This is a genomic window from Pleomorphochaeta naphthae, from assembly GCF_055396005.1.
Genome location: NZ_AP042457.1, coordinates 2,210,227 through 2,232,577, shown reverse-complemented (window position 1 = coordinate 2,232,577; position 22,351 = coordinate 2,210,227). Strand labels below are relative to the sequence as shown.

Annotated in this window: 23 protein-coding genes; 15 read left to right on the top strand and 8 right to left on the bottom strand. The window is 27.3% G+C overall.

Annotated elements, in window-relative coordinates:
• Positions 1-12: 12 nt before the first annotated feature.
• The 3 genes from ACZ5SO_RS10245 to ACZ5SO_RS10235 form a co-directional block, all read right to left on the bottom strand.
• Entirely contained in the window at positions 13-618 is a 606-nt protein-coding gene (locus ACZ5SO_RS10245) for a flavodoxin family protein (protein ID WP_464624426.1), read from the bottom strand.
• 76 nt (positions 619-694) lie between these two features.
• Positions 695-1,291, bottom strand: a complete 597-nt coding sequence (locus ACZ5SO_RS10240) for an N-acetyltransferase family protein (protein ID WP_464624425.1) — start codon at positions 1,289-1,291, stop codon at positions 695-697.
• A 116-nt stretch (positions 1,292-1,407) separates the two neighbouring features.
• Positions 1,408-1,959, bottom strand: a complete 552-nt coding sequence (locus ACZ5SO_RS10235) for a TetR/AcrR family transcriptional regulator C-terminal domain-containing protein (RefSeq protein ID WP_464624423.1) — start codon at positions 1,957-1,959, stop codon at positions 1,408-1,410.
• Between the two features lie 286 nt (positions 1,960-2,245).
• On the opposite strand from ACZ5SO_RS10235, the gene fucO reads away from it, so the two are divergent.
• The gene (gene fucO / locus ACZ5SO_RS10230) at positions 2,246-3,394 is read left to right on the top strand and encodes a lactaldehyde reductase (RefSeq protein ID WP_464624421.1); all 1,149 of its coding nucleotides are present in this window, start codon (positions 2,246-2,248) and stop codon (positions 3,392-3,394) included.
• Positions 3,395-3,469: 75 nt separating this feature from the next.
• Here fucO and ACZ5SO_RS10225 read toward each other — a convergent pair whose 3' ends face one another.
• The gene (locus tag ACZ5SO_RS10225; RefSeq protein WP_464624419.1) at positions 3,470-4,600 is read right to left on the bottom strand and encodes a GGDEF domain-containing protein; all 1,131 of its coding nucleotides are present in this window, start codon (positions 4,598-4,600) and stop codon (positions 3,470-3,472) included.
• A gap of 199 nt (positions 4,601-4,799) precedes the next feature.
• On the opposite strand from ACZ5SO_RS10225, the gene ACZ5SO_RS10220 reads away from it, so the two are divergent.
• Positions 4,800-5,333, top strand: a complete 534-nt coding sequence (locus tag ACZ5SO_RS10220) for a flavodoxin domain-containing protein (RefSeq protein ID WP_464624418.1) — start codon at positions 4,800-4,802, stop codon at positions 5,331-5,333.
• A 9-nt stretch (positions 5,334-5,342) separates the two neighbouring features.
• Here ACZ5SO_RS10220 and ACZ5SO_RS10215 read toward each other — a convergent pair whose 3' ends face one another.
• Complete coding sequence (locus ACZ5SO_RS10215; RefSeq protein WP_464624416.1) at positions 5,343-6,431, bottom strand: GntR family transcriptional regulator; 1,089 nt, start codon at positions 6,429-6,431, stop codon at positions 5,343-5,345.
• Between the two features lie 8 nt (positions 6,432-6,439).
• Positions 6,440-7,831, bottom strand: a complete 1,392-nt coding sequence (locus ACZ5SO_RS10210) for a glycosyltransferase (protein WP_464624414.1) — start codon at positions 7,829-7,831, stop codon at positions 6,440-6,442.
• A gap of 246 nt (positions 7,832-8,077) precedes the next feature.
• Between ACZ5SO_RS10210 and ACZ5SO_RS10205 the strand changes: the two genes are divergently transcribed.
• From ACZ5SO_RS10205 to ACZ5SO_RS10150, 12 genes are all read left to right on the top strand, one after another.
• Entirely contained in the window at positions 8,078-9,301 is a 1,224-nt protein-coding gene (locus ACZ5SO_RS10205; protein ID WP_464624413.1) for an ABC transporter substrate-binding protein, read from the top strand.
• A gap of 24 nt (positions 9,302-9,325) precedes the next feature.
• A complete protein-coding gene (locus tag ACZ5SO_RS10200) occupies positions 9,326-10,210 on the top strand; it encodes a carbohydrate ABC transporter permease (RefSeq protein ID WP_464624412.1) in 885 nt (294 codons plus the stop codon).
• Entirely contained in the window at positions 10,207-11,022 is an 816-nt protein-coding gene (locus tag ACZ5SO_RS10195) for a carbohydrate ABC transporter permease (RefSeq protein ID WP_464624411.1), read from the top strand. The genes ACZ5SO_RS10200 and ACZ5SO_RS10195 overlap by 4 nt, the downstream gene beginning before the upstream one ends.
• The gene (locus ACZ5SO_RS10190) at positions 11,022-12,395 is read left to right on the top strand and encodes a DUF6259 domain-containing protein (RefSeq protein ID WP_464624410.1); all 1,374 of its coding nucleotides are present in this window, start codon (positions 11,022-11,024) and stop codon (positions 12,393-12,395) included. The genes ACZ5SO_RS10195 and ACZ5SO_RS10190 overlap by 1 nt, the downstream gene beginning before the upstream one ends.
• Before the next feature lie 323 nt (positions 12,396-12,718).
• Positions 12,719-13,387, top strand: coding sequence for an ABC transporter permease (locus ACZ5SO_RS10185; RefSeq protein WP_464624406.1), 669 nt, complete (start codon positions 12,719-12,721; stop codon positions 13,385-13,387).
• Positions 13,384-14,277 carry a glycine betaine ABC transporter substrate-binding protein gene (locus ACZ5SO_RS10180; RefSeq protein ID WP_464624405.1) on the top strand — a complete coding sequence of 298 codons (894 nt, stop codon included), beginning with the start codon at positions 13,384-13,386 and terminating at the stop codon, positions 14,275-14,277. Before ACZ5SO_RS10185 ends, ACZ5SO_RS10180 begins: the two co-directional genes overlap by 4 nt.
• 18 nt (positions 14,278-14,295) lie before the next feature.
• Positions 14,296-15,054: an ABC transporter ATP-binding protein gene (locus ACZ5SO_RS10175; protein WP_464624404.1), complete on the top strand. Its 759-nt coding sequence runs from the start codon at positions 14,296-14,298 to the stop codon at positions 15,052-15,054.
• A 129-nt stretch (positions 15,055-15,183) separates the two neighbouring features.
• Positions 15,184-15,564: a hypothetical protein gene (locus ACZ5SO_RS10170; protein ID WP_464624403.1), complete on the top strand. Its 381-nt coding sequence runs from the start codon at positions 15,184-15,186 to the stop codon at positions 15,562-15,564.
• A 19-nt stretch (positions 15,565-15,583) separates the two neighbouring features.
• Positions 15,584-16,048, top strand: a complete 465-nt coding sequence (locus ACZ5SO_RS10165; protein WP_464624402.1) for a GyrI-like domain-containing protein — start codon at positions 15,584-15,586, stop codon at positions 16,046-16,048.
• 34 nt (positions 16,049-16,082) lie between these two features.
• Positions 16,083-17,009: a 4Fe-4S binding protein gene (locus ACZ5SO_RS10160; protein WP_464624401.1), complete on the top strand. Its 927-nt coding sequence runs from the start codon at positions 16,083-16,085 to the stop codon at positions 17,007-17,009.
• Positions 17,010-17,414: 405 nt separating this feature from the next.
• Positions 17,415-17,672 carry a hypothetical protein gene (locus ACZ5SO_RS10155; RefSeq protein WP_464624400.1) on the top strand — a complete coding sequence of 86 codons (258 nt, stop codon included), beginning with the start codon at positions 17,415-17,417 and terminating at the stop codon, positions 17,670-17,672.
• A gap of 175 nt (positions 17,673-17,847) precedes the next feature.
• Positions 17,848-18,387, top strand: a complete 540-nt coding sequence (locus ACZ5SO_RS10150) for a dihydrofolate reductase family protein (RefSeq protein WP_464624398.1) — start codon at positions 17,848-17,850, stop codon at positions 18,385-18,387.
• A 23-nt stretch (positions 18,388-18,410) separates the two neighbouring features.
• On the opposite strand, the gene ACZ5SO_RS10145 is transcribed toward ACZ5SO_RS10150, so the two are convergent.
• Both ACZ5SO_RS10145 and ACZ5SO_RS10140 read right to left on the bottom strand, forming a co-directional pair.
• The gene (locus tag ACZ5SO_RS10145; RefSeq protein ID WP_464624397.1) at positions 18,411-19,145 is read right to left on the bottom strand and encodes a response regulator transcription factor; all 735 of its coding nucleotides are present in this window, start codon (positions 19,143-19,145) and stop codon (positions 18,411-18,413) included.
• A 1-nt stretch (position 19,146) separates the two neighbouring features.
• Positions 19,147-20,907: a sensor histidine kinase gene (locus tag ACZ5SO_RS10140; protein ID WP_464624395.1), complete on the bottom strand. Its 1,761-nt coding sequence runs from the start codon at positions 20,905-20,907 to the stop codon at positions 19,147-19,149.
• Between the two features lie 171 nt (positions 20,908-21,078).
• Between ACZ5SO_RS10140 and ACZ5SO_RS10135 the strand changes: the two genes are divergently transcribed.
• Positions 21,079-22,326 (top strand): ABC transporter substrate-binding protein, encoded by a 1,248-nt coding sequence (locus ACZ5SO_RS10135; protein ID WP_464624394.1) that lies wholly within the window; start codon positions 21,079-21,081, stop codon positions 22,324-22,326.
• Positions 22,327-22,351 lie beyond the last annotated feature (25 nt).

Here is a 22,351-nt window from a genome sequence, read left to right as displayed (position 1 = left end):
ATAAGGGGTGTATTATTTTAGTAAAGTTGAAAAATTGAATGCAGATTCTTTTATTCTGTTTAAAATCATTTCATCTTCTTTCACTTTTCCCCTGTTAAAGCAATTTAATACTTTAATAACAGAACAAACTTCATATCCAAGAGCTTCTAGAGGTTTTTTCATAGCATCTACAGTAAACCCCATATCTTCTTCACTCTCTTGTTCACAAATTGCAATGATTACAGCCTTTCTATTTTGATTAGCTAAGGAACTAGACCACTTACCAGGCCTGGGAGTTTCAAACTCATAAAAACAATATAATCTATCAATAAAGGCTTTCATCCATGCCGTAATATTGTAATTGTGGGTAGGAGAAATTAAAACTAACCCTTGGCTAGAAATTATATCAGGATAAAAAGAAGTCATATCATCTTTAATCCCAGTACAGATTTTATCTTTTCTGCATCTTTCACAACCAATACAGCCTGAAAAATTGTAGTCACGAAGATAAATAGATTTATTTTCTATACCATTTTGGTTAGCTATATCCATAAAATAATTAAGTAAAAAGTCAGAGTTCCCATTCTTTCTAGGACTGCCATTTATTCCAAGAATTTTATTTTTAACTTCCATTTCCATAAGTTCCCTTAATTTATAATTAAGTAAAGCTTAACATAAAAAGCATAAAGTTAAAATGAAACTAGTTTTAAAATTTTTAGCTATTTAATTTTTGATTATATTTTGAAAGGACTAATTCAATATCAGGCGTTGCAACTTGATCTATAGCTTTTAAAGTATTAGGAGGATCATCATAAGGTTTAATATTTTTTTCAAACCAAATAACATCATGCCAAGCATCAGCTTTATAGCCAGTATTTTTGAATACACCTAGTGTTCTAAATCCTAAATTATTGTGAAGTTTAACACTTTTATCATTAGGAAGAGTAATAACTCCATATATATTATAAATGTTTTGAAGTTTTAAAATATCTATAAGAGCCATGTATAAAATTTTTCCAATACCTAAACTTACATATTTATTATCCAAATAAATAGATAACTCTGCATTCCATTTATAAGCTTCTCTTTCTCTTATCTTGCCAGCATATGCATAACCAATAACTTTGTTATCTACTTCACAGACTAAATAAGGATAAAAAGATGAGATTTTATTTACTCTTGATTTAAAGTTTTCTAAAGAGGGTACTTCACATTCAAATGTTATAGAAGTATTTTCGATATAAGGTTTATAGATATTTAAAATAGATTCAATATCTTTTTCTTCAACAAATCGAATGAGTTTAGTTTCCATATCTTAATCCTTTTAGTAGAGATTAAAGCAAGAAAGTGATTTTTTTACAATAATAAAAGACTAAAAAATAATTAAACAAGTTTTAAATTATAGGTTTTATAACAAAATTCAAGTAATTAAGTTTTAATTTTATTCAATTGAAGCAGATATTGTTTTAATTTTTCAGGAACACTTTGTATTAAAAGATCAACAATTTTTTCTTTTGGTAAGGAAAGATAACCTGTTGCCCACTTTGATGTCATATCGATTGATCCTTTACAGTACATTTCTAGTAAAAAAGCAATATCTTCACTTAAAGGCTTGTGCGTTTGTTTGACAATAGCATTTTCATAAAATTCATAAATCATTTTAAAATCATAATTTTTTAAATTATTGTAATCATCACTTTTAAAAGCTTGAGAAAAGAATATTTTTTCATTTTCAATAAAAGTAAACTTCTCACATAAAGCTTCATGTAGAGTTAGTTGGACTCCCATTAATAAAAAACTTTTATCACAAAGTTGTTGAAAATACCAATTTACTAAATCATATTTATCTTTAAAATTTCTATAAAAAGTTTGTCGGGTTAAATTACTTTTTTTACAGATAGAAGAAACTGAAATTTTATCTAAACTTTTAGTTTTCATTAACTCTTTTATAGCAAGAGCAAATTCTAATTTGGTATCCATAAAGTTAATCCTTTTGTTTGTAAGTAGCTAAGCAATTACAAGAAAATTAGTAATTTTTATTATAAATCAAACTAGCTAAATTAAAAAAAATAACTACATTTAAATCTAAAAAAGTTTAACTACTTTTATCATAAGCAATTATAGTATAAAACCTAATTTATTTAATTTCTATATAAAAATTTTAAAAAAATATAGGCTAGAGTGACACTCTGATAAATCTGTAACTTGCTTTTGTTTAAAATCAAACCGATAATTAAATATAGATTAAGTCATTTGGAGGCAAAAAATGGTACAAAGATTTGTATTAAATGAAACATCATATCACGGTGCAGGGTCTATTTCTATTATTCCTGAAGAAATTAGAAATAGAGGATTTACAAAAGTATTTGTTTGCACAGATCCTGATTTATTAAAATTTAAGGTCGCTACAAAAGTCACTGATTTATTAGAGAAAGAATCTATAGATTATTACCTTTATTCTAATGTTAAAGCAAATCCAACAATTGAAAATGTACAAACAGGTGTTAAAGCTTTTATTGATAATAAAACAGATTGTATAGTAGCAATTGGTGGTGGTTCAGCAATGGATACAGCTAAAGCTATCGGAATAATTATTAATAACCCTGAAAATAGTGATGTTAGATCTCTTGAAGGAGTTTCTCCTACAAAGAGTAAATCTGTTCCAATAATAGCAGTTCCAACAACAGCTGGAACAGCAGCAGAGGTTACAATTAACTATGTAATAACAGATCCAGAGAAACAAAGAAAATTTGTTTGTGTAGATCCTAAAGATATCCCAGTTGTAGCAGTAGTCGATTCACAAATGATGAGTAGTATGCCAAAAGGTTTAACAGCTGCAACAGGAATGGATGCACTAACTCATGCAATTGAAGGTTATATCACAAAAGGTGCTTGGGAATTATCTGATATGTTCCATATTAAAGCAATTGAAATTATAAGTAAATCTTTAAGATCAGCTGTTAAGAATGAGAAAGAAGGAAGAGAAGGAATGGCTTTAGGTCAATATGTTGCAGGAATGGGTTTCTCTAATGTAGGTCTTGGAGTTGATCACTCAATGGCACATCCTTTAAGTGCTTTTTATGATACACCTCACGGTGTAGCCTGTGCTATTTTACTGCCAACAATCATGGAATTTAATAAAGATTATACTGGAACAAAATATCGTGAAATAGCAAGAGTTATGGGTGTTAAAAATGTTGATTCTATGAGTCAAGAAGAGTATCGTGATGCTGCAATAAATGCTGTAAAACAATTGTCGAAAGATGTTGGCATCCCTCAAAATTTAAAAGGTATTGTTGATGAGAAAGATATACCTTTCTTAAGTGAAAGTGCATTTAACGATGCTTGTAGACCTGGAAATCCTAGAGATTGTACTAAGGAAGAAATAGAACAACTTTATAAGTCTCTACTTTAATTCTTTTTTACTATAATATTTTTACCTTATTGCTACTATATTATTATTGGTTTTATCCAAAATATAGTAGCATTTTTAATTATTATACTTTCTCTTTTCAATCTTATTTTCGTGCATATTTTTACTTGTAACATTAAACACTTCTTCTAAAGTCATTTTATTTCCTTCATAGATATACTTACCTATTGAAAATGAGTATTTTAAAGGACCTTTATGGGTATCAATTACTAAGGATTTTTTTAAATTATTTAAGTGGAAAATAATTTCATCCCGACTGTGATCATTTTTTAAAAGAAGACAAAATTCATCCCCTCCATATCTATATATGGGAATATTTAGTTCTCTTTGGATTGTTTGAACAAAGTTTATTAATACCTTATCTCCCACTGCATGACTAAATTTATCGTTAATTTCTTTAAAATTATCTAAATCTAAAAACAACAGTGAGAAAGGAATTTTGTTTAAAAGCTTGTCTTCAATAATATTATTTAAATTTGTTCTATTATGAGCATTAGTTAAATTATCATAATAAATTGATTTTTTAATTTCTTCTTTATAGTTTTGATTTAAAGCTGTTGTTTGGTATGAAATTATAAATAATAAAGTAAATAATAGGCCAAGATTTCCATAGGCTTTGGTAGAGTAAAAAAGCATAAAAGAAATTAGAATGTAATAATAAAACATTGAAAGTTCATCTTTTGTTATTTTCATTGATAAAACTTTACCATTTGTTAATTTCAAGATTATGGAGACCATTAATTTATTGATAAAATTATATATTAAGATTCCACTCAGTATGCTTAAAATTTTATTTTCAAATAAATTAAAACTAATAATATAGGAGAAAAATAAACAGAAAACATGCATTGATAAATTAAATAGAACCTTAACATTTATTACCTTATCATAAAATTTATAGACATAGACTCTTATAATATTTACAATAGTTAAGGCAACAATAAGACTTAAAATTGAGGAAAATAGAGTAGTTATAGTTAGAGAAAATATTGCAATAATACCTAATAGAGAAAAATTTGAATTTTCAGAAAGGGAGATTGATTTAACTTCAGATATTATCATAAATAAAGTTGTTATCATTAGAGAAATATTTAATCCCATAGACGTAGTTAAAAAATATGATAATATAAAGGCTAGTACACCGAGCGAATATACAAAATATAAATAAGGTTTAAAAAATTTATTCATTGATTTCTCTTTTTATATCATTATTTTAAATTGCAAAATTTAATAGTAGTATTATAAAATTATTTTTGACTTTTATATATAAAAAAACTGAAGTTTAAAGACAATTATTAGTAGTTGAATAATATAAAAAGTCGAAATTGTACATAATAATTAAATTTATCTTATCTATTGTATAGTATAATAAAGAAAGGAGGTTTAAATGAAAACAATAATAATTTATGGAAGCAAGTATGGAACTAGCAAGGCTTATGCCATTGAGTTATCAAGAAAAACAAACATTGAAGTATTAGATTATAAGAGTGTTAAAAATTTAGATGATTATACTTCAATAATTTATATAGGTGGCTTATATGCAGGTGGGTTATATGGACTTAAAGACTTTTTAAAAAGAAATTCTGTAGATAAAAATAAAGATTTATACATCGTTACAGTTGGTCTCGCAGATCCTAAAAATAAGGAAAATACTACTCACATTAAAAAATCATTAGAAAAGAGGATTCCTTCTTATCTTTATAATGAGAATAACATTTTCCATTTACGGGGTGGAATAGATTATTCAAAACTTACTAAAGTTCATTTTCTAATGATGAAAGCTTTATATAATAAAACTAAAAAGCTCCCAGTAGAAAAACAAAATGTCGAAACAAAAGCCTTAATAGAAACATATAATAAAAGTGTTAATTTTGTTGATTTTAAAAGTCTAGATGAATTAATTTCAAAGCTTAAAATTTAATAAAACAATTTAAAGTTTTTTAACAGTATTTCCTTTATACAATTGTGTTGGAACAATAATATTTTTTTTATCGATTTTATTATTATTTTTAATTCTAGATATTAACAATTCGACAGCTTCTTTTGCTATTTGTTCAAAATTTTGAGCAATTGATGATAAATTACGATTTGGAATATCTTCAAATTGTATATGGTCAAAACCAATAATTGAGAGATCATTTGGAATAGATATATTTTTTTTCTTAGCAGCATGCATTATAATATTAGCGATAAGATCATTAACACAGAAAATTGCACTTACCTTATTTTTAATTAGTTTATCAAGGATGAGACTAGCTTCATTTTCATCAAGAAAAGTTTGCTCATCATCTTGAGTATTATGAAAGTTAGTAATAATAATTTCAGGTCTTAATAAAATCTTGTTGTCTAATAAAGCTTGACAATAACCTTTATATCTTTCACTTACAACATTAGAGTCTTTAACTCCAACAAAGGCTATGTTTCTATGATTATTATCAATAAGATATTTTACAGCAGTATATGAGCCATGATAATTGTCGGAACTAACTGATGGCAAATCTAGTTCTTCTAATTGTTTATCTAGAAGTACGATAGGAAACTCTTTTAAAATTAAATGACTTAGTGCAGTAATGTTTGCATTTCCAATTGGATAAATTATTGCTCCTGAAACATTATAATTCATTAGATTTTCGAGGATATTTTTTTCATTACTAATTAATTGATTTGAGTAGTGCACACTACAGAGAAAATTATTCTCTTCACAATATTTTGCAACATTATAAGCATATTGTTGTCCACCAGAGAAAAAATTGATCTTATGTGGAAGTACAAGAGATATAATATCAGTATTTTCACTTTTATAAGTAATTTTAGGAGATACAAAAGAACCTCTACCTTTTTGTCTATAAATAATGGATTTTGATTCCAACTCGTTTAATGCCCTAGTTACAGTAATACGAGAGGTATGAAATTGCTTCATTAATTGCGTTTCAGATGGGAGTTTGTCATTAGCCTTATATGTATTGTTGGAAATTAACAATTGAATTTCATTCATTATTTTTTGGTAGATTGGTGGCATGTCTACTCCTATTTTATTTTATTTAAATTTTTTAGGACTTCTTCTAAATTGCATTTTAAAGAGTTGTAAGAGTGATATTTACAACCAATTTCAAAATTTTGATTTAATAGCTTGTTTGTATCCTTTTTAAATAAACATTTTAACAGATTTTCACTAGTTTTGCAAAGCTGATTAGAATTCAATGTTTTTAAATATTTATAGTTATTATTAATTTCAAAAGAATCTCCCATTGAAATATAGTTATAACCAAAAGGTTTAATATCTGTTTTAAACACAGGATATTCGAAACAAATAATAGGTAGTTTTGCAAAAACAGCTTCTATAAACTGATTACCCCAACCTTCAAAAGTACTAGGGTAGCTTACTGCATCAACATAGCTATAGCTATCCCATAAACTATATTGTTTTTTACCATTTTCATTACTTCTTTCAGCTTGAATGACATTACTTAAAAAATGCACATAGCTACAAGCTTTTGAAAATTTTTTTAATTCTTGTAAATATTCTAAGCCATCGATTTCTGCATAGCCAACAATTAATAAATGAATCTTACTATCTTCATTTATCTTTTTATCGTTGTATAGAGGTAAGTTATAAAAAGGAGAGAGGAGTTTGTTTTCATTAATATAATTTACAAGCTGAATAGTAAATTCAATACTTTTTCTAGGTACAATCCTTGTAGCTTGTAATATCACAATATCATTTTTAGCAATACCTAAAGATTTAAAAGTATCATTTAACCCCTTATTATAATCATCCTTTTTCCAAGGCTTTTGATTGAAATCAAAAGTATCAGTTATAACTTTAGATTCAATACCTCGTCTTTCTAATAAATGTTTTTGACTCATAGTGTTTATTACAGCATGGATAATATATTTAGAAATGGGGGGAATGTATTTATTTAAATAATCAATTAAACGAGGATTAGTAACATTATTATATTGAGGACGTTCAAAATAGAAATCATGGTGCATTCCTAGAGTTGGAATTTTATATTCTTCAATAATTTCTAAAAAAGCCTTACTAGCTGCTATATGACGACCATGGCTGAATATATTATGAATAAATAAAAAGTCTGGTTTTTCCTTCTCAATAATAATTTTTAAAGTTTCTTTTATTTTGATACTTGTTTTATCTAGTTCTTTTAAAAGAGGATCAATATCTTTGTCTGCAATGTTTTTATCAAAAAAAGATTGAGTTAGTTTTACTATACTTGGATCATCAAAATTTAGATCATCTATTACATAGTTAGAATTTTTACTTTTTGGACCAGATACTAAAAAAGATTCATAACCAAGTTCTTTTAAAATATCCATTCGTTTTTCTATCTCAAGTGATACCCCATCAGTCATACCAACTCTATAATGAGCTATCATTACTTTATTCTTTTTATTATTCACTCTAAGCCTCTATTTTTAAGTTTTTTTTGTTGTTCTGCTTTAAATATTATAATATAGCCAGCTACTTGATATGTCAAGTTAAGATTTAAAATGTTAAGAATTTAATAATTTTATATATTTTTCTAGACAAATGAACAAACCTGATATATTATGTATTTAGTTACTAGGGGTTTTTTACAAAATCAGAAGTCAAAAGATAAAGATTTTTAACTTTGATATCACATCAAAGAGAAAAAGGAGTCATATATGAAAAAAATTAAGGTACTAATTGCTTTGATGCTTTTAGTTTCAACAGGTTTTATGTTTGCAAGCGGGCAAAAAGAAGAGAGTGGTGATAAAGAATTAAAACTAGTTGGTTGGTCAACAACTCCACAAGAAAAAGAATATGTTCAATCAAGAATAGATTTATTTGAAGAGGAAAATCCTGGAGTAACAGTAAATTGGGAAGTTCTTACAAATGAATATAATGAGACACTTCAAATTCAAATAGCAAGTGGAAAGGGCCCTGATGTATTTTATCTCGATGCAAGTTGGGCTTCAATGTTTATTGAAAATAATACTCTAAAACCTATAGATGATTATGTTGATAGTTCTGTAATAAATAGTTTTTATCCAAGCACACTTTCAGCTTTTAGAGATGATAGCAACATTTATGGATTATCTAAGGATATGAATACATTAGTTCTTTACTATGATGAATTAGCTTTTGAAAAATATGGAATGGAAGTACCAACTACTTGGGATGAGTTATTATCTACAGCTAAAGAATTTGCGAATAAAGGTGAATATGATGCTGGTTTAGTACTAAGAACTGATTTTCCAAGATTTTACCCTTTCATTTTACAAAATGGTGGTAGTATACTAGATTCACAAGGAAATCCAAATTGGACTGATCCTGCAGTAGTAGAAGCTTTTGATTTCTATTTTAATCAGTTGATTGGCAGTGGTGCTGCTAAGACTAATAAAGATTTCAATGGAGAAAACGAAGGTGCTTTGACTACTAAAAAAGTTCCTATGATGATTTCTGGTGGATGGGCTACAGCTTATTTAAATGAAAATGGAACTGACATTGAATGGAAAATGACGAAATTACCAAAAGGTAAAACAGAACATACTGTATTGTTTACAGTAGCATATGTAATGAATAAGAATGCTAATGATCCTGATTTAGCTGCTGAGTTTATCAATTTTATGACAAATGAAAAATCTCAGAGAATGGTTGTAGACAGTGGTTTAGCTGTACCAACAAGAATGGCAGTTGCTGATTACTATATTGAAAAGAATCCTTCATTAGGTGCAAACCCTGAACAAGCTGCTAATGCAACTGTTTATAATCTAGGTGTTCATACTCCAAAAATTGCAGACTTAATGACAGCAGCTGGAGAAAAGATTCGTTTACAAGGCGTTAGTGCACAACAAGCCCTTGAAGAAGCTAAAGAAGATTATATGAAGTATATTGATACTCTTTAATATTCAAACATAAGGATTAGAGAAATGAAGAAAACTAGACAAAAAGCGTTTTACGGTTGGCTTTTTCTCAGTCCCTACATAGTATTGGTGGTACTATTTTTCATAGTACCACTGTTATTTGCCATATATTTTAGCTTTACAAGATATAGTTTGATATGGGGTGGGATTGAAAATGCACAATTCATAGGATTGAAAAATTTCAGAAATTTACTTAGTGATGAGACATTTTTAATTTCATTAAAAAACACAATGATTTTTGTGTTATTGAGTTTGCCAACACAAGTAATTATATCTTTTGCCCTTGCTTACATATTGAACTCAAGAAAATTAAAAAAAACAGGTTATTTTAGAACTGTATTTTATATCCCAACCTTAATTTCAACTGTTGCAATAACGTTGATATTTTCTTATCTCTTTCAAAGTGAAGGATTAATTAACAAGGCCTTATCAATATTTTATAATATTAATATTAACTGGATGGATTCTGTCTCTCATATAAAATATCCTGTAGTAACAATGTATAGTTGGATAAAAGTTGGTATTTATATGCTCATATATTTAAGTGGATTTATGGGAATTCCTGATAGTTTTTATGAGACATTAAAAATTGAAGGTGGTAATTTATATCATGAAATAAGATTGATAATTATTCCGACTTTAAGAAATGTTACATATTTTATTACAACAATGATTTTAATAGATTCCTTCAAATTATTTGATATTCCATTTATCATTTCAAAAGGTACTGGTGGACCATTAAATGCGACATTAACAACAGTAATTTATATTTATAAAACAGCGTTCTCTTCTGGACGTATGGGTTATGCTTCAGCGACTTCTCTCTTACTGTTTTTAATCATTTTCATTTTTACAAAATTACAAAGCTATCTTAAAGGGAAAGTATCATGAACAAAAAAGTAAGTAGTATCATATTTAATTTAATTGTGTTTATTATCTCCCTTATTGCTATTATCCCATTTATTTGGAGTTTATATGCTTCCTTTAATTCTACAATGGTTATGAATAAAGAGTTTTTCTCTCCATTAAATTTTACTATTAAGAATTATGGGTATATTTTAACAGAATTTCCCTATACCAGATGGTTTTTAAATAGTGTTGTGGTTTCTGTTTTTGTATGTTTAGGCAATTTGATAATAAATACAATGGCTGGATATTCATTAGCACGTCTTAAATTTAAAGGTTCAGGTTTTATTTTATGGATGACATTATCCTTAATGATGATTCCTTCACAAGTTTTATTAGCTCCGACTTATGTAGTTTTAACAAAATTAGGATGGATTTCAACATTTAAAGGATTGATAATTCCTTTCTTATTTAATTTATTTAATATTTTCTTAGTATATCAATTTTTATTAGATATTCCCGCCGACCTTGAAGAAGCTGGAGAAATTGATGGATTAAATCCCATTGGAATATTTTTGAATATTATTATTCCCCTATCTGTTCCTATTTTAATAACCCAATCAATTTTATCTTTTACAAATAACTGGAATAGTTATTTATGGCCTAGTTTAATTGGAAATGTTGAAAGTTATTATACTTTACCAGTTGGTTTAAACTCCTTTTATGGCGTTTATTATCAAGATGGTAATTCAGTACAAGCTGGTGTAATGTTATTAACTTTACCAATAATAATTTTTTATATATTTGTTCAAAGATTTCTTAAAACAAATGATATTACTTCGGGAATTAAAGCTTAATGATTAAATCTAATATTTATAAAACAAACTTTTATTTAGATGGTAAGAGTGAAATATTAAAAGAGAATAATTGCTACAAGATCATAAGTGAAGATCTTATAAAACTTAGAATTAAAATAAATAAAGATAGCTTAATATTTTGGCCAAATAGAGAAGGGGAATTATTAGAAGGCGATAATATAAACAAAATCTTATCAGATTATAATATTGAAGAAGCCTCAATTTGTTATCCATCTACAGCTTCTATGTTGTTTTTTATGATTTTTAATAAAAAAGAAAATCAAGGTATAGTAATTTTTTCTAAAGCTGACGCAGAGGGGAAGATTTCTTTTTTCTCTTTAAGTAAAGAAGGAGAAACTTCTTTTATAAAAATTGAATCAAAAGGATTAGATTTAAAAATTAAATCATATAGGGCTAATTCAATTAATCTATTATTTGAGGAATTTTTAAAAGATGAAAAAATTATTTCAATATTGCCTAAAAGAAAAAAACTATCATCATATCAAGTGCAATTAGGGTTTTTTACTCCTTATGGAGAATATAATGTTCCCTCTTCTAAAGGCTTTTTAGTGAGTGTTGATATCGCGAAGTTGATGAGAAAATATTTAGGAGACAATAACATAATTCACATGTTTGCTTATCATGGGGCCCATGATAGCAATTATCCGCAGTATTTTCCCTCATCTTTATTAGGTGGTAAAAAACAATTAAAACAAGCCATAGATAAAATACATCAAGAAAAACAAAGATGTTCACTGTACATGAATGCTAGACTTTGTTCTGTAGAAAATTTGGAGCTTTTTCCTAAATTATATAAATCGATTGTAAAAAATGAAAAAGGCCAAGAAGTTATAGAAACATATTATGGCAGAAACTTTTATGTAATGGATCCATTAAGTGAAGATTGGAGAGCTATTTTAGTTGAAAATGCTTCTTATCTCAAAGACTTAGGAGCTGATATAATTCAATTAGATCAAGTAGCAGGTAGAGCAGCTATTGGGCTAGTGGGTAAAAAATGGGGTGAAGGATATAGAGTTTTAATTGAGGAGATTGCAAAATTAAATCTTGAAGTTTGGATTCAAGGAATTAATGAAATATATCCAGCAAATAGATTTGAATTATGCTATAGATATCCTAATATACTTTTAGATGGAACTATTAGAGGTGGCCATCCTTTTGGTATTAGTTACCCATTGATTCCAAAATTATTGAAAGACCAAAATTATATAATTCCTATTGGTAATTCAGATCTCTTAAATCAGGTTGATCCAACTTTGGTAACAGTTGATTTAGAACATCAATTAGGCCAATTATCCATTTATTCACAAGCATATATGGATAGTCTAATTAAAATTTTAGAGTCCCAAAAATAAAATAATATAAAATCTTGTTTTCTTTAAAAAATCTATTAATTAGCGTTAATAGATTTTTTTTACTATAAATTAATAAATGCAAATAGTTAATCATTTTTAGTTATCAAATAAAATAGATAAAAAATAATTAATATTAAATTAAGAATAAAATACTCAATTATTTTATTAATGTGTAAAAATAATATAAAATAAAGTAAAATTTTTAAAAAACTTAGACTATTTTAATAGTAATCGTATTACATTTGCTTTATCATATAATTAGGTTATTAACTAAAAATAAAATATTTTAGCTAATTAAAATGTAAATATATAAAAGGATATAAATGAATTTTATTTTAGGAATCTTTGTACTATATAAAGAAAGGTTCAATTTTTTCTTTGAATTGTTGGTACAACACATCTTACTTTCTGCTGTAGCTATATTTTTTACAACAATTATTGGTCTAGCCTTAGGTATTTATATTACAAGGAACAAAAAGGCAGCGGGTATTATCCTCTCGCTCAATAATTTTATATATACCATTCCTTCGATTGCACTATTTGGATTTTTAGTTGCTATTTCTGGAATAGGTAATACTAGTGCATTAATTGCATTAACAGTATATGGCGTTCTTCCGATTATAAGGAATACTTATGTTGGAATAAATGAAGTTGATTCTCAAATTGTTGAATCAGCTATAGCTATGGGAAGTACAAGTAAGCAATTACTATTTAAAGTGCAACTTCCTTTAGCAATGCCTGTAATTATTGCAGGATTTAGAATTATGGTCGTAATGACTATTGCACTTGCTGGGATTGCTTCTTTTATAGGAGCAGGTGGGCTTGGAGTTGCAATTTGGAGAGGAATTACTACAAATTTTCCTGAAATGACAGCTGCAGGTAGTATTCTAGTTGCCTTTCTTGCTGTAATAGTGGATTACTTTTTAGGTTTGATTGAAAAACATGCTAAAAAGAAAGCTATCGGTACAAGAAAAATGAGGAAAGTTAAATGAATAAAAAAAATATTATTATTTTACTTGCAAGTTTAGTAATTGTTACTTTTGTATCTTGCACTAAAAATGAAACTAAAAGTGTTGTTATTGCTTCAAAGCCAATGACTGAACAATATATTTTAGCAGAAATACTAACCCAATTAATAGAAAATGATACAGATATTAAAGTTGAACAAAAGCTAGGTATTGGAGGCGGTACATCAAATATCCATCCAGCTATGGAAAAAGGTGAGATTGATATATACCCTGAATACACAGGAACAGGTTGGTTATTTGTATTAAAGCAAGATTTAATAAATGATCCAATAAAGTTATATGAAGAAGTTAAAGCTGCTTATTTAAGAGAATATAATATTAAATGGTTAGCTTTATATGGTTTTAATGATACCTACGCTCTTGTAATAAACAAAGATATTGCGGATGAAAATAATATAGTAACATATTCAGATCTTGCAAAATATAGTGAGAATTTAACACTTGGTGCAGAGTATGATTTTTATGAAAGAGAAGATGGTTATGATGGCTTAAACTCAACATATAATTTTAACTTTGGTAAAACAGTAGAGTTAGATATTGGATTGAAATATAATGCTATCAACTCAAACAATGTTGATGTTATAAATGCTTTTTCAACAGATGCAATGCTTGAAAATTCAAACCTTACTGTATTAGTAGATGATAAAAATTTCTTCCCATCTTATTTTGCTACGACTTTAGTTAGAGAAGAAACTCTTGAGAAATATCCAGAGTTAGAAGATGTGTTAAACAAATTAGATGGTACAATTAGCAATGAAAAAATGATTCAAATGAATTATGAAGTGGAATTAGAAAAGAAAGATCCTAAAGTTGTTGCTAAAGAATTTTTAGTTGACCAAGGTTTGATTAAATAAAAAAAAGGCTTTCTAAAAATGGAATTAATTAAATTTGATAAGGTATATAAATCTTATGATAGCGATAAAACTGTTATAAAAAATCTTAATCTTAGCATAGAAAATGGTGAGTTTATAACACTTATTGGTAAATCTGGTTCTGGCAAGACTACAATATTGAAAATGATTAATGGGCTTTTACCTATTGATTCTGGTAAGATTTATATAAAAAATAAAGAAATAAAAGATTGGAATATAATTGAACTTAGAAGGGATATTGGCTATGTAATTCAACAGATAGGCCTTTTCCCTCACATGAGTATAGAAGAAAATATAGGCTATGTTTTAGATATTAAAAATGAAACAAAGCAAAAAATAAGAGAAAGAGCTAAATATTTAATTAACTTAGTTGGTATGAATACTAGTTATTTAGAAAAATATCCAAGAGAGCTCAGTGGTGGACAGAGACAGAGAGTAGGTGTCGCAAGAGCGCTTGCTGCAAATCCCGATATAATTTTAATGGATGAACCTTTTGGCGCAGTTGACGAAATTACAAGACGTTCGCTTCAAGATGAAATTATTAAACTCCATCAAACTCTTAATAAAACAATTGTGTTTGTTACTCACGATATAGAAGAAGCTTTCAAATTAGGAACTAAAATTGTTTTATTCGAAAAGGGTTCTATCATTCAAGATGGAACTAAACAAGAAATATTGATGAATCCTAAAAATAAATTCGTAGAAGATTTTCTAGGAAATAAGATTTTTATAAAGTATCTAAAAGAAATGTTTATTTAAAATAGTTATAGATAGCTATAATTTGTGTTCTGATATAAAAATATAATTCATTATTATTTTTTTGTTTGAGTTAGAAAACCTAGTGGATTATATCCGCTTGCATTCAATTAAAAATGTAAGGAAAAAGAAATGTTTGAATATTTAGAATTAGAAATTATTACCTCTGGTGTAGGTGTTTTTAAGATAAGAATAAAAGTTGTAGATAAAATTGTTTATTATAAATTTCAAAAAAGTAATTCGAGTTATTATAAAGATTATAATAAATACTTTAAATATTTAGAGAGTCAAGATTGGCTTAACAATTTAGAAAATTTAGAAATTGAAAATTGGATGTATGATTACACTAAAAATGATGATACCAAAGGCACCCAATGGACTTTAGATTATAAAGAAGTAAATCAAAGGTGTAAGCATATTTATGGTTATAATGCTTTTCCAAAAAATTGGAATAGTTTTATAAGCCTTATAAACACTTTGCATAAAGATATAAATCTGGTAGAGAACTTCTAAAAAAATGAGATAAAAAAATATGATAATAAATAAATGTAAGAAAGCCTCTTTTTCTGTAATAGGTAAAGAAGGTTCAACTAGAAATGGTAGAGATTTTATTTTTAATCTTTGGAAAGATGTAAATAAACATTATTCAGAGATAATTAATTTAGCTAAAAAAGATGACAATGGTAATCTTATAGGAATATGGGGGCTAATGAGTGATTTTTCAAAACAATTAAAACCTTGGGAGGAAAATTATTCTAAAGGAATATATTTAGCTGGTGTAGAAGTTGATTCTTTAGCTATAGCTCCTGCAGGATGGAAAAAATGGGATGTACCAGCTTTTGAATATTTATGTGTAGAGAATAATATTGATACAGCTTTTTCAGATGGAATTTTATATATTAAAGAAAATAATTTAAATTTTGTTGCTGCAGCTTTCGATTTTATTTCTCCTAAAACAAATATAGAGTATATATATTTCCCAATAAAGAAATTGTAGATTATTATTAAGGTAAAATCTAAGTAGGGCTAAAATGGATATTGAATCAAAAATACCAAGTATAAACAAACATCTCAAGAGTGATTATAAATATATTGAGCCAAATGAAATGTCTCATAAAGGGCTTTGTGTTCCTCAAATTATTGCTGATTATGGAAATTTGTTATTAAAAATTAGGTCCTTTCCTAGAGTTGGTAAATATATGATAGGATCAATTTATGAGATGAAAAAATCATATAATAGTTTATACAATCAACCTATAAAAGCATCAACTATGATTAAAGAGCAAGACTTAAGTGATTTAAAAAGTTTTTGCAAGGAACTTGATATTTTAGATATTGGTTTTACAACAGTAAATCCATCTTATATTTTTAGTAATAAGAAGATTCTCTACGACAAAGCTATAGTTGTCTCTTATAAGATGAATTATTCAATTATTAGTACAGCTCCTTCAAAACCAGTGGAAAGAGAAATTTTTAGAACCTATTATAAATTAAATTATGCAGTAAATAAAATTAAAGAATTTTTAAATTCAAAAGGTTATAATGCTCAAGCAGGCCCAGCACTTGGAGGAGAAGTAAGTTATCCTCTATTAGCCCAAGATGCTTCAATTGGTGAAATTGGAAAGCATGGTTTATTAATTTCACCTCAAGGTGGACCTTCAATCAGATTAGCAGCGGTTTATACAGATATAGAGAACCTGCCAATAAAAAAAGAAAATGGGCATTTATGGGTAAAAGACTTTTGTGATAAATGTAATCGATGTGTTACAAAATGTCCTGGCGATGCAATTTTTAAGAAAACAAAGATTTTAGATGATGGAACAAAAAAACATATAGATTATAAAAAATGTGCTATTCCTTTTTCAAGAAATTATGGGTGTACAGTTTGTGTTAAAGAATGTGTATTTTTTATTAATTCTTATGAAAAAGTCAAAAGTAGCTTTTTTTCAAAAAATTAAGCTAAGAGAATAAAGATAAATATTTAAAAGGATATTCCCATTAAAATAAAGATTAAAGAATATAAAGAATATGTAGATAAAACTGGAAAGAGGTTAAATCTTTATAGGCTTATCGCAAATGAATTTAAGATAAAATGTGCTCTTTATCCAGGCTCTTATATTGATATAGATCCCTCATTAGTAATTGAAAATGTAATTTATGTTGATAATTTTAGAGGAGCAATTAAGTATTTTAAAAATAGTGAATCTGAATTATTAACTTTTATAAATGATAATAAAGAATATAAAGCAGAGAGTAAAATATCTTTTATAGCGAAAGATTATAATACTGAACTAAATTTAGATCCTGTCGATTTAATAATATCACAATATGCAGGGTTTGTTGGCCAAGCTACTAAAAAATATTTGAAAAATGGTGGTATATTATTAGCTAATGATAGTCATGGAGATGCAACCTTAGCATATTTTGATAAGGATTTTGAATTTATAGGTGTTGTTGAAAGAAATAAGATAATGACTTCTAATTTAGATTCTTATTTTAAAATGAAGGATAATAAAACAATTGATTTATCTCTAGTTAGAGATAAAATGAAAGGTTTAAAATATATCAATATGCCAAGCAATTATATTTTTAGAAAAATTAAATCTAAAATTTTAAGTTAATTATACTATTTTATTTCAATTTAGATATTATTTTTAGGAGATTTAATATAAAAAATAACTGTATTTTCTTAATAGATAAGAAATTGTTTTATCTATTTGATAAATTAGTGTATAATTAAAATAATAATTTGACGTTATTTCTCGTCACTAAGAAGAAAATGGAGGTTCACTAATAATGAAAGGTAAAATTGTATTGAATTTAGCAATGAGCTTAGATGGGTATATCGCCAGTGAAGATGGAGGTTTTGACTGGATAGTAGGAGATGGATATTCGTCTTTAAATACAGAAGTTGGTCATAACTATCCAAAATTCTTAGAAAATATTGATATTGTGGTAATGGGACGGCATTGTTACGATCAAGGGTTTGCAACTGACTTTCCTGCAAAGCAAGTTGTAGTTGTAACAAGTGAAGAAAAAGAGAGTGAAGATAATGTGTATTTTATTAAAGATAACATTGTAAATACAATTAAAAATGAAAAAAGAAAAGGGAAAAATATATACCTTTTTGGTGGTGGTATATTAATAGATTCTTTTTTAAAAACTAATTCAATCGATGAATATATAATTGGAATAATTCCAATAATATTAGGCAAAGGTCGTCGTTTGTTTTTAGATAATAATCCTACCATATTATTACATTTACAAAAATATGAAATAGAAGATGGGATTCCATTACTTCATTACACTCGAAGAAAATATAGTAAAATAGTGTAATAGTTTATTTGCCCCCTTATATTTTATAAATTGTTTTTATTTTTAAATTCACCAGGACTGATACCATAATATGATTTAAAAACAGATCCAAAATGCTTAGAAGAACTAAATCCTACATCTATAGCTACATCTTGTACCTTTGAATTAGGATTTAAAAGAAGAGCTTTTGCTGTTTCCATTCTAAGCCTCAATAGATATTTTGAATAAGGTTCTCCAATTTCTTTATGGAATATAGTGCTTAAATATGAAGGGGTTATGTTAAAAATATCAGCGAGGATTGTTAAGCTTAACCCTTCTCTAAAATGGAGTTGTAGGTATTCTTGGATTTGAGATACTAGTGTGTTTTTATTAGCTTTAATCGGTGAAAAATTTTTGTTATTAACAGAGTTGTTTTTTAATGCAATAACAGATAGTGCAGCAGAGAGTTCTTCATCTCTTAGAGGTTTTAATAAATAGTCAAAAACATTTAGCTTTACAGCAGCCCTTGCATATTCAAATTCGTTGTATCCTGTGATAATTATTATAGGTAAATTAGGGTGATTTGAATAAAGATATTTAGATAATTCGATACCATCCATTGCAGGCATTTTAATATCAGTAATTACAGCATCATAAGTTTTGTGTTGTAAATATTGAATAGCATAGACACCATCGGAGGCAGTATCTTCACAAATCCATTCTTTATTAATTTCATTTAAATTGTTTCCTAAATATTCCCTCATTAAAGGTTCATCATCTACGATTAAAGCTTTATACATCTTATTCTCCTAATATTTTTGGAATAGTTAAAGTAAAGACGGAGCCTTCTTTAATAACAGAAGAGATAGATAATCCATATTTTTCACCATATTTAAGCTTTATCCTTCTTTGTATATTAATTAAAGCAACTCTTTTATTCGAAGATAAATACTCAGAATTTGGATTTTCAATTTTTTCTTTTATCTCTTTAAGTTTTTCTTTTTCTATCCCAACACCATTATCACGAATAATAATAGATAAATTTTCTTTCTTTTCACTTACATTAATATTAATAAGACATTTATCTTCTTTTCTTGAGAATCCATGAATAAGAGCATTTTCAATAATAGGTTGTATTGTTAAAGCAGGAATAAGATAATTTAATACCTTATCATCAACATTAATTTCATAATTTAAATTTGTATAGCGGATACATTGCATACTTAAATAATTTTTGCAAATTAAAAGTTCGCTTCTTAGTGTAATTTCAGAATCAGCGTGAACAAGTCCGTTTAATAATGAGGCTAGTTTTTCAATATAATCTATTGATTCTTCTTTTCTATTAACTTTAATTAATAAACTTATAGTATTTAAACTATTAAATAAGAAATGAGGCTTAATTTGATTACACATTGCAACATATTGGGCTTCTTTTTCAAGGTATTTAGCTTCATAAATTTTTTGAGTTAATAAGATATTCTTTTTCATAGTTGTCTCAATTTTTTCAGTCATTTCATTAAAAGTTGATGAAAGGTAGGCTATCTCATCATCTCCAATAACTTTTGCTTTAACGCTATAATCTTCACCTTGGACTTTTTTCATTAAATCTGTTACTTCGTAAATAGGTTTTAATAATCTTTTTACAAGCTGAGTCGAAAGAAGAATACCAATTGTTGCACAAATGAGCCCTAATATAATAGATCTAGTTTGGATCTCATTTATTCCCTTCGTCATAGATTGTAAATTACTAACATCATATATCGTCCAAGAGGTAAAAGGTATTTGAACAGATGTAATTAAAAAATCAAAACTATCAAAATTGAGAATATTGTTATTATAAGAGCCCATCTTTAATTTGTTATACATTTCAATTAGATATGATGTGGGATAACATTTACTACTGCCGTAAATGAATTCATCTTTTTCATTTGCGATAATTAAACCCTTATCTTCAGTATCTAAAACTTTTGAACAAATCTTATCTAACCCTTTAGTATTTACATCAATTCTTAAAATACCTAGAGTTTTGCTATTATCTTCTATATCTAAAATATTACTTAAGATAATAAAATTAGCGTTTTCAGTTTCAGGATATATAATTATAGGGACTTTACTAGAAGATACCTTTTTAATCATATCGTCATCCAAATTAGAATAGGATAAATATTTTTGAGTTCTTTTGCTAGAATAAACTTCTTGGTTTGAGAAGATATAGACTCCTTCAATATCTTCATTAGGAAGTAGGATATTTTTAGAAAGGAAATTTTCAATATTTCTTTGCTTAGATAAAATTGCTGAAGGTATAGTAGGGTGAGTTGATAATGAATTAATCAAAGTATCATCATAGTAGGGAAGTATGCACAATTCTTGGATATTTTGAAGATAACTATCTATGTTGTATGCTAACTGTTGTAGTGTTATTTTAGTATCGCTATAAGATAAGTCAATCATATCTTTTTTATAATTTCTAGAAGAAATAATAGTAACAATCATCACAGAGACAAAAATAAGAACACTAGTGCTAAAAAGTAATTTTTTCTTAATCGTCCATTTTTTCACCATTATCTTTCCCCTTTTAGTTTATAGTATAAGGACAAAAGAAGATGAGCAAGAATAATCAGTTAAAAATGAAAAAATCAAAAAAACTTATACCAAAATTTAAAAAACTTGGTATATCCAATTTTATATAGAGGGGTGATAATTAAACTATCACGGATTAAAAGGAGTTATGGTATGAATAAAAAAGTTATATCATTTTTAGTAGTATTTGCCATATTATCAGCATCGTTATTTGCAAATGGTAATTCTGAAATATCATTTTTTACAGGTAAGGTTGAAACGATTGATTTAATGAATGATATTATCAATGAGTTTAACGCTAATGAAAGTGAGGTTTCAGTTTCTCAAGAATACCAAAAGGATGCAAGTAACATTATAAAAGTTAAATTTGCTTCAGGTGAAGTTCCTGATATTATGACAACTTATGAGCAAGCATATGTCGATCAAGGTAAATACTTAGATTTGAGTGATGAAGCTTGGTGGGACAGATTAATCCCTTCAATGAGAGATAATTGTACGGATATTAAGACAAATAAACAGTATAGAGTTTGTACAAATATGACAATGGCAGGTTTATTCTACAATAAAGATATCTTTGATGAATTAGGCTTAGAGCCTGCTACAACTTGGGATGAGTTTGTTGAAAATCTTGAAATTATAAAAAGAGAAAGACCTGATGTTACTCCTTTGTTCATTCCTGGAAAAGAAGCTTGGTCATTAGGACATTGGATTGAGTTCGTTCCCCATGGCTACTTAAAACAAACTTTAGGCCCTATAGATTGTAAGATTGCTATGTTAAATAATGATCAAGAAAAATTAGATTTTGCTAACCCAAATGGGGCCATGGTAGAATTTGCTAGAAAAATGGTTGATTTACAAGAAAGAGGATTAATAAATAAAGATGTTTTAACTGCAACAGCAGATAATAGAACAGAAGCATTTGTAAGTGGGGAAGCTGCTATGTTCTCTGATGGAATGTGGGCTTTAGGTGGTCTTTTAGCTGCAAATCCTGATATGAATATTGGTTTTGCACCATACCCAGCATATATGCCAAATTCTCAACCTGTAGTTTTATCTGCAGAAGATAGTGGATATTGTATTTCAGCAACATCTACAAATATTGAAGGTGCTAAAAAGTTCTTAAATTTCTTATTCTCACCTGAAAATATGAAGAAATATTCTGAAGCTTTAGGTTCCCCTAGTGCATTTAAAGATGTAGATGCAGCTTGGGCTCCAGAAGGATTTAGAAATGAAGTTACAAATGTATTAAATACAGCAGTGAATATTGGCTTTACAAATGAAAAACCAGCAGGTTTCTCAGGTGATGATGCCGGAAGAATGGTCCAAGATTTACTAGCGGGTAATTATAGTCCTGAAGAATTTGGAATTGCCTATCAAAAAGCATGGAATAATGGTTTTTAAATATTGATTTACATCTGGTAGGGAT

Excerpts from the sequence above, each read along its gene's own strand:
- ACZ5SO_RS10245 (WP_464624426.1), bottom strand. The coding sequence starts at position 618 with ATGGAAATGGAAGTTAAAAATAAAATTCTTGGAATAAATGGCAGTCCT.
- ACZ5SO_RS10240 (WP_464624425.1), bottom strand. The coding sequence starts at position 1,291 with ATGGAAACTAAACTCATTCGATTTGTTGAAGAAAAAGATATTGAATCT.
- ACZ5SO_RS10235 (WP_464624423.1), bottom strand. The coding sequence starts at position 1,959 with ATGGATACCAAATTAGAATTTGCTCTTGCTATAAAAGAGTTAATGAAA.
- fucO (WP_464624421.1), top strand. The coding sequence starts at position 2,246 with ATGGTACAAAGATTTGTATTAAATGAAACATCATATCACGGTGCAGGG.
- ACZ5SO_RS10225 (WP_464624419.1), bottom strand. The coding sequence starts at position 4,600 with ATGAATAAATTTTTTAAACCTTATTTATATTTTGTATATTCGCTCGGT.
- ACZ5SO_RS10220 (WP_464624418.1), top strand. The coding sequence starts at position 4,800 with ATGAAAACAATAATAATTTATGGAAGCAAGTATGGAACTAGCAAGGCT.
- ACZ5SO_RS10215 (WP_464624416.1), bottom strand. The coding sequence starts at position 6,431 with ATGCCACCAATCTACCAAAAAATAATGAATGAAATTCAATTGTTAATT.
- ACZ5SO_RS10205 (WP_464624413.1), top strand. The coding sequence starts at position 8,078 with ATGAAAAAAATTAAGGTACTAATTGCTTTGATGCTTTTAGTTTCAACA.
- ACZ5SO_RS10200 (WP_464624412.1), top strand. The coding sequence starts at position 9,326 with ATGAAGAAAACTAGACAAAAAGCGTTTTACGGTTGGCTTTTTCTCAGT.
- ACZ5SO_RS10195 (WP_464624411.1), top strand. The coding sequence starts at position 10,207 with ATGAACAAAAAAGTAAGTAGTATCATATTTAATTTAATTGTGTTTATT.
- ACZ5SO_RS10190 (WP_464624410.1), top strand. The coding sequence starts at position 11,022 with ATGATTAAATCTAATATTTATAAAACAAACTTTTATTTAGATGGTAAG.
- ACZ5SO_RS10185 (WP_464624406.1), top strand. The coding sequence starts at position 12,719 with ATGAATTTTATTTTAGGAATCTTTGTACTATATAAAGAAAGGTTCAAT.
- ACZ5SO_RS10180 (WP_464624405.1), top strand. The coding sequence starts at position 13,384 with ATGAATAAAAAAAATATTATTATTTTACTTGCAAGTTTAGTAATTGTT.
- ACZ5SO_RS10175 (WP_464624404.1), top strand. The coding sequence starts at position 14,296 with ATGGAATTAATTAAATTTGATAAGGTATATAAATCTTATGATAGCGAT.
- ACZ5SO_RS10170 (WP_464624403.1), top strand. The coding sequence starts at position 15,184 with ATGTTTGAATATTTAGAATTAGAAATTATTACCTCTGGTGTAGGTGTT.
- ACZ5SO_RS10165 (WP_464624402.1), top strand. The coding sequence starts at position 15,584 with ATGATAATAAATAAATGTAAGAAAGCCTCTTTTTCTGTAATAGGTAAA.
- ACZ5SO_RS10160 (WP_464624401.1), top strand. The coding sequence starts at position 16,083 with ATGGATATTGAATCAAAAATACCAAGTATAAACAAACATCTCAAGAGT.
- ACZ5SO_RS10150 (WP_464624398.1), top strand. The coding sequence starts at position 17,848 with ATGAAAGGTAAAATTGTATTGAATTTAGCAATGAGCTTAGATGGGTAT.
- ACZ5SO_RS10145 (WP_464624397.1), bottom strand. The coding sequence starts at position 19,145 with ATGTATAAAGCTTTAATCGTAGATGATGAACCTTTAATGAGGGAATAT.
- ACZ5SO_RS10140 (WP_464624395.1), bottom strand. The coding sequence starts at position 20,907 with ATGGTGAAAAAATGGACGATTAAGAAAAAATTACTTTTTAGCACTAGT.
- ACZ5SO_RS10135 (WP_464624394.1), top strand. The coding sequence starts at position 21,079 with ATGAATAAAAAAGTTATATCATTTTTAGTAGTATTTGCCATATTATCA.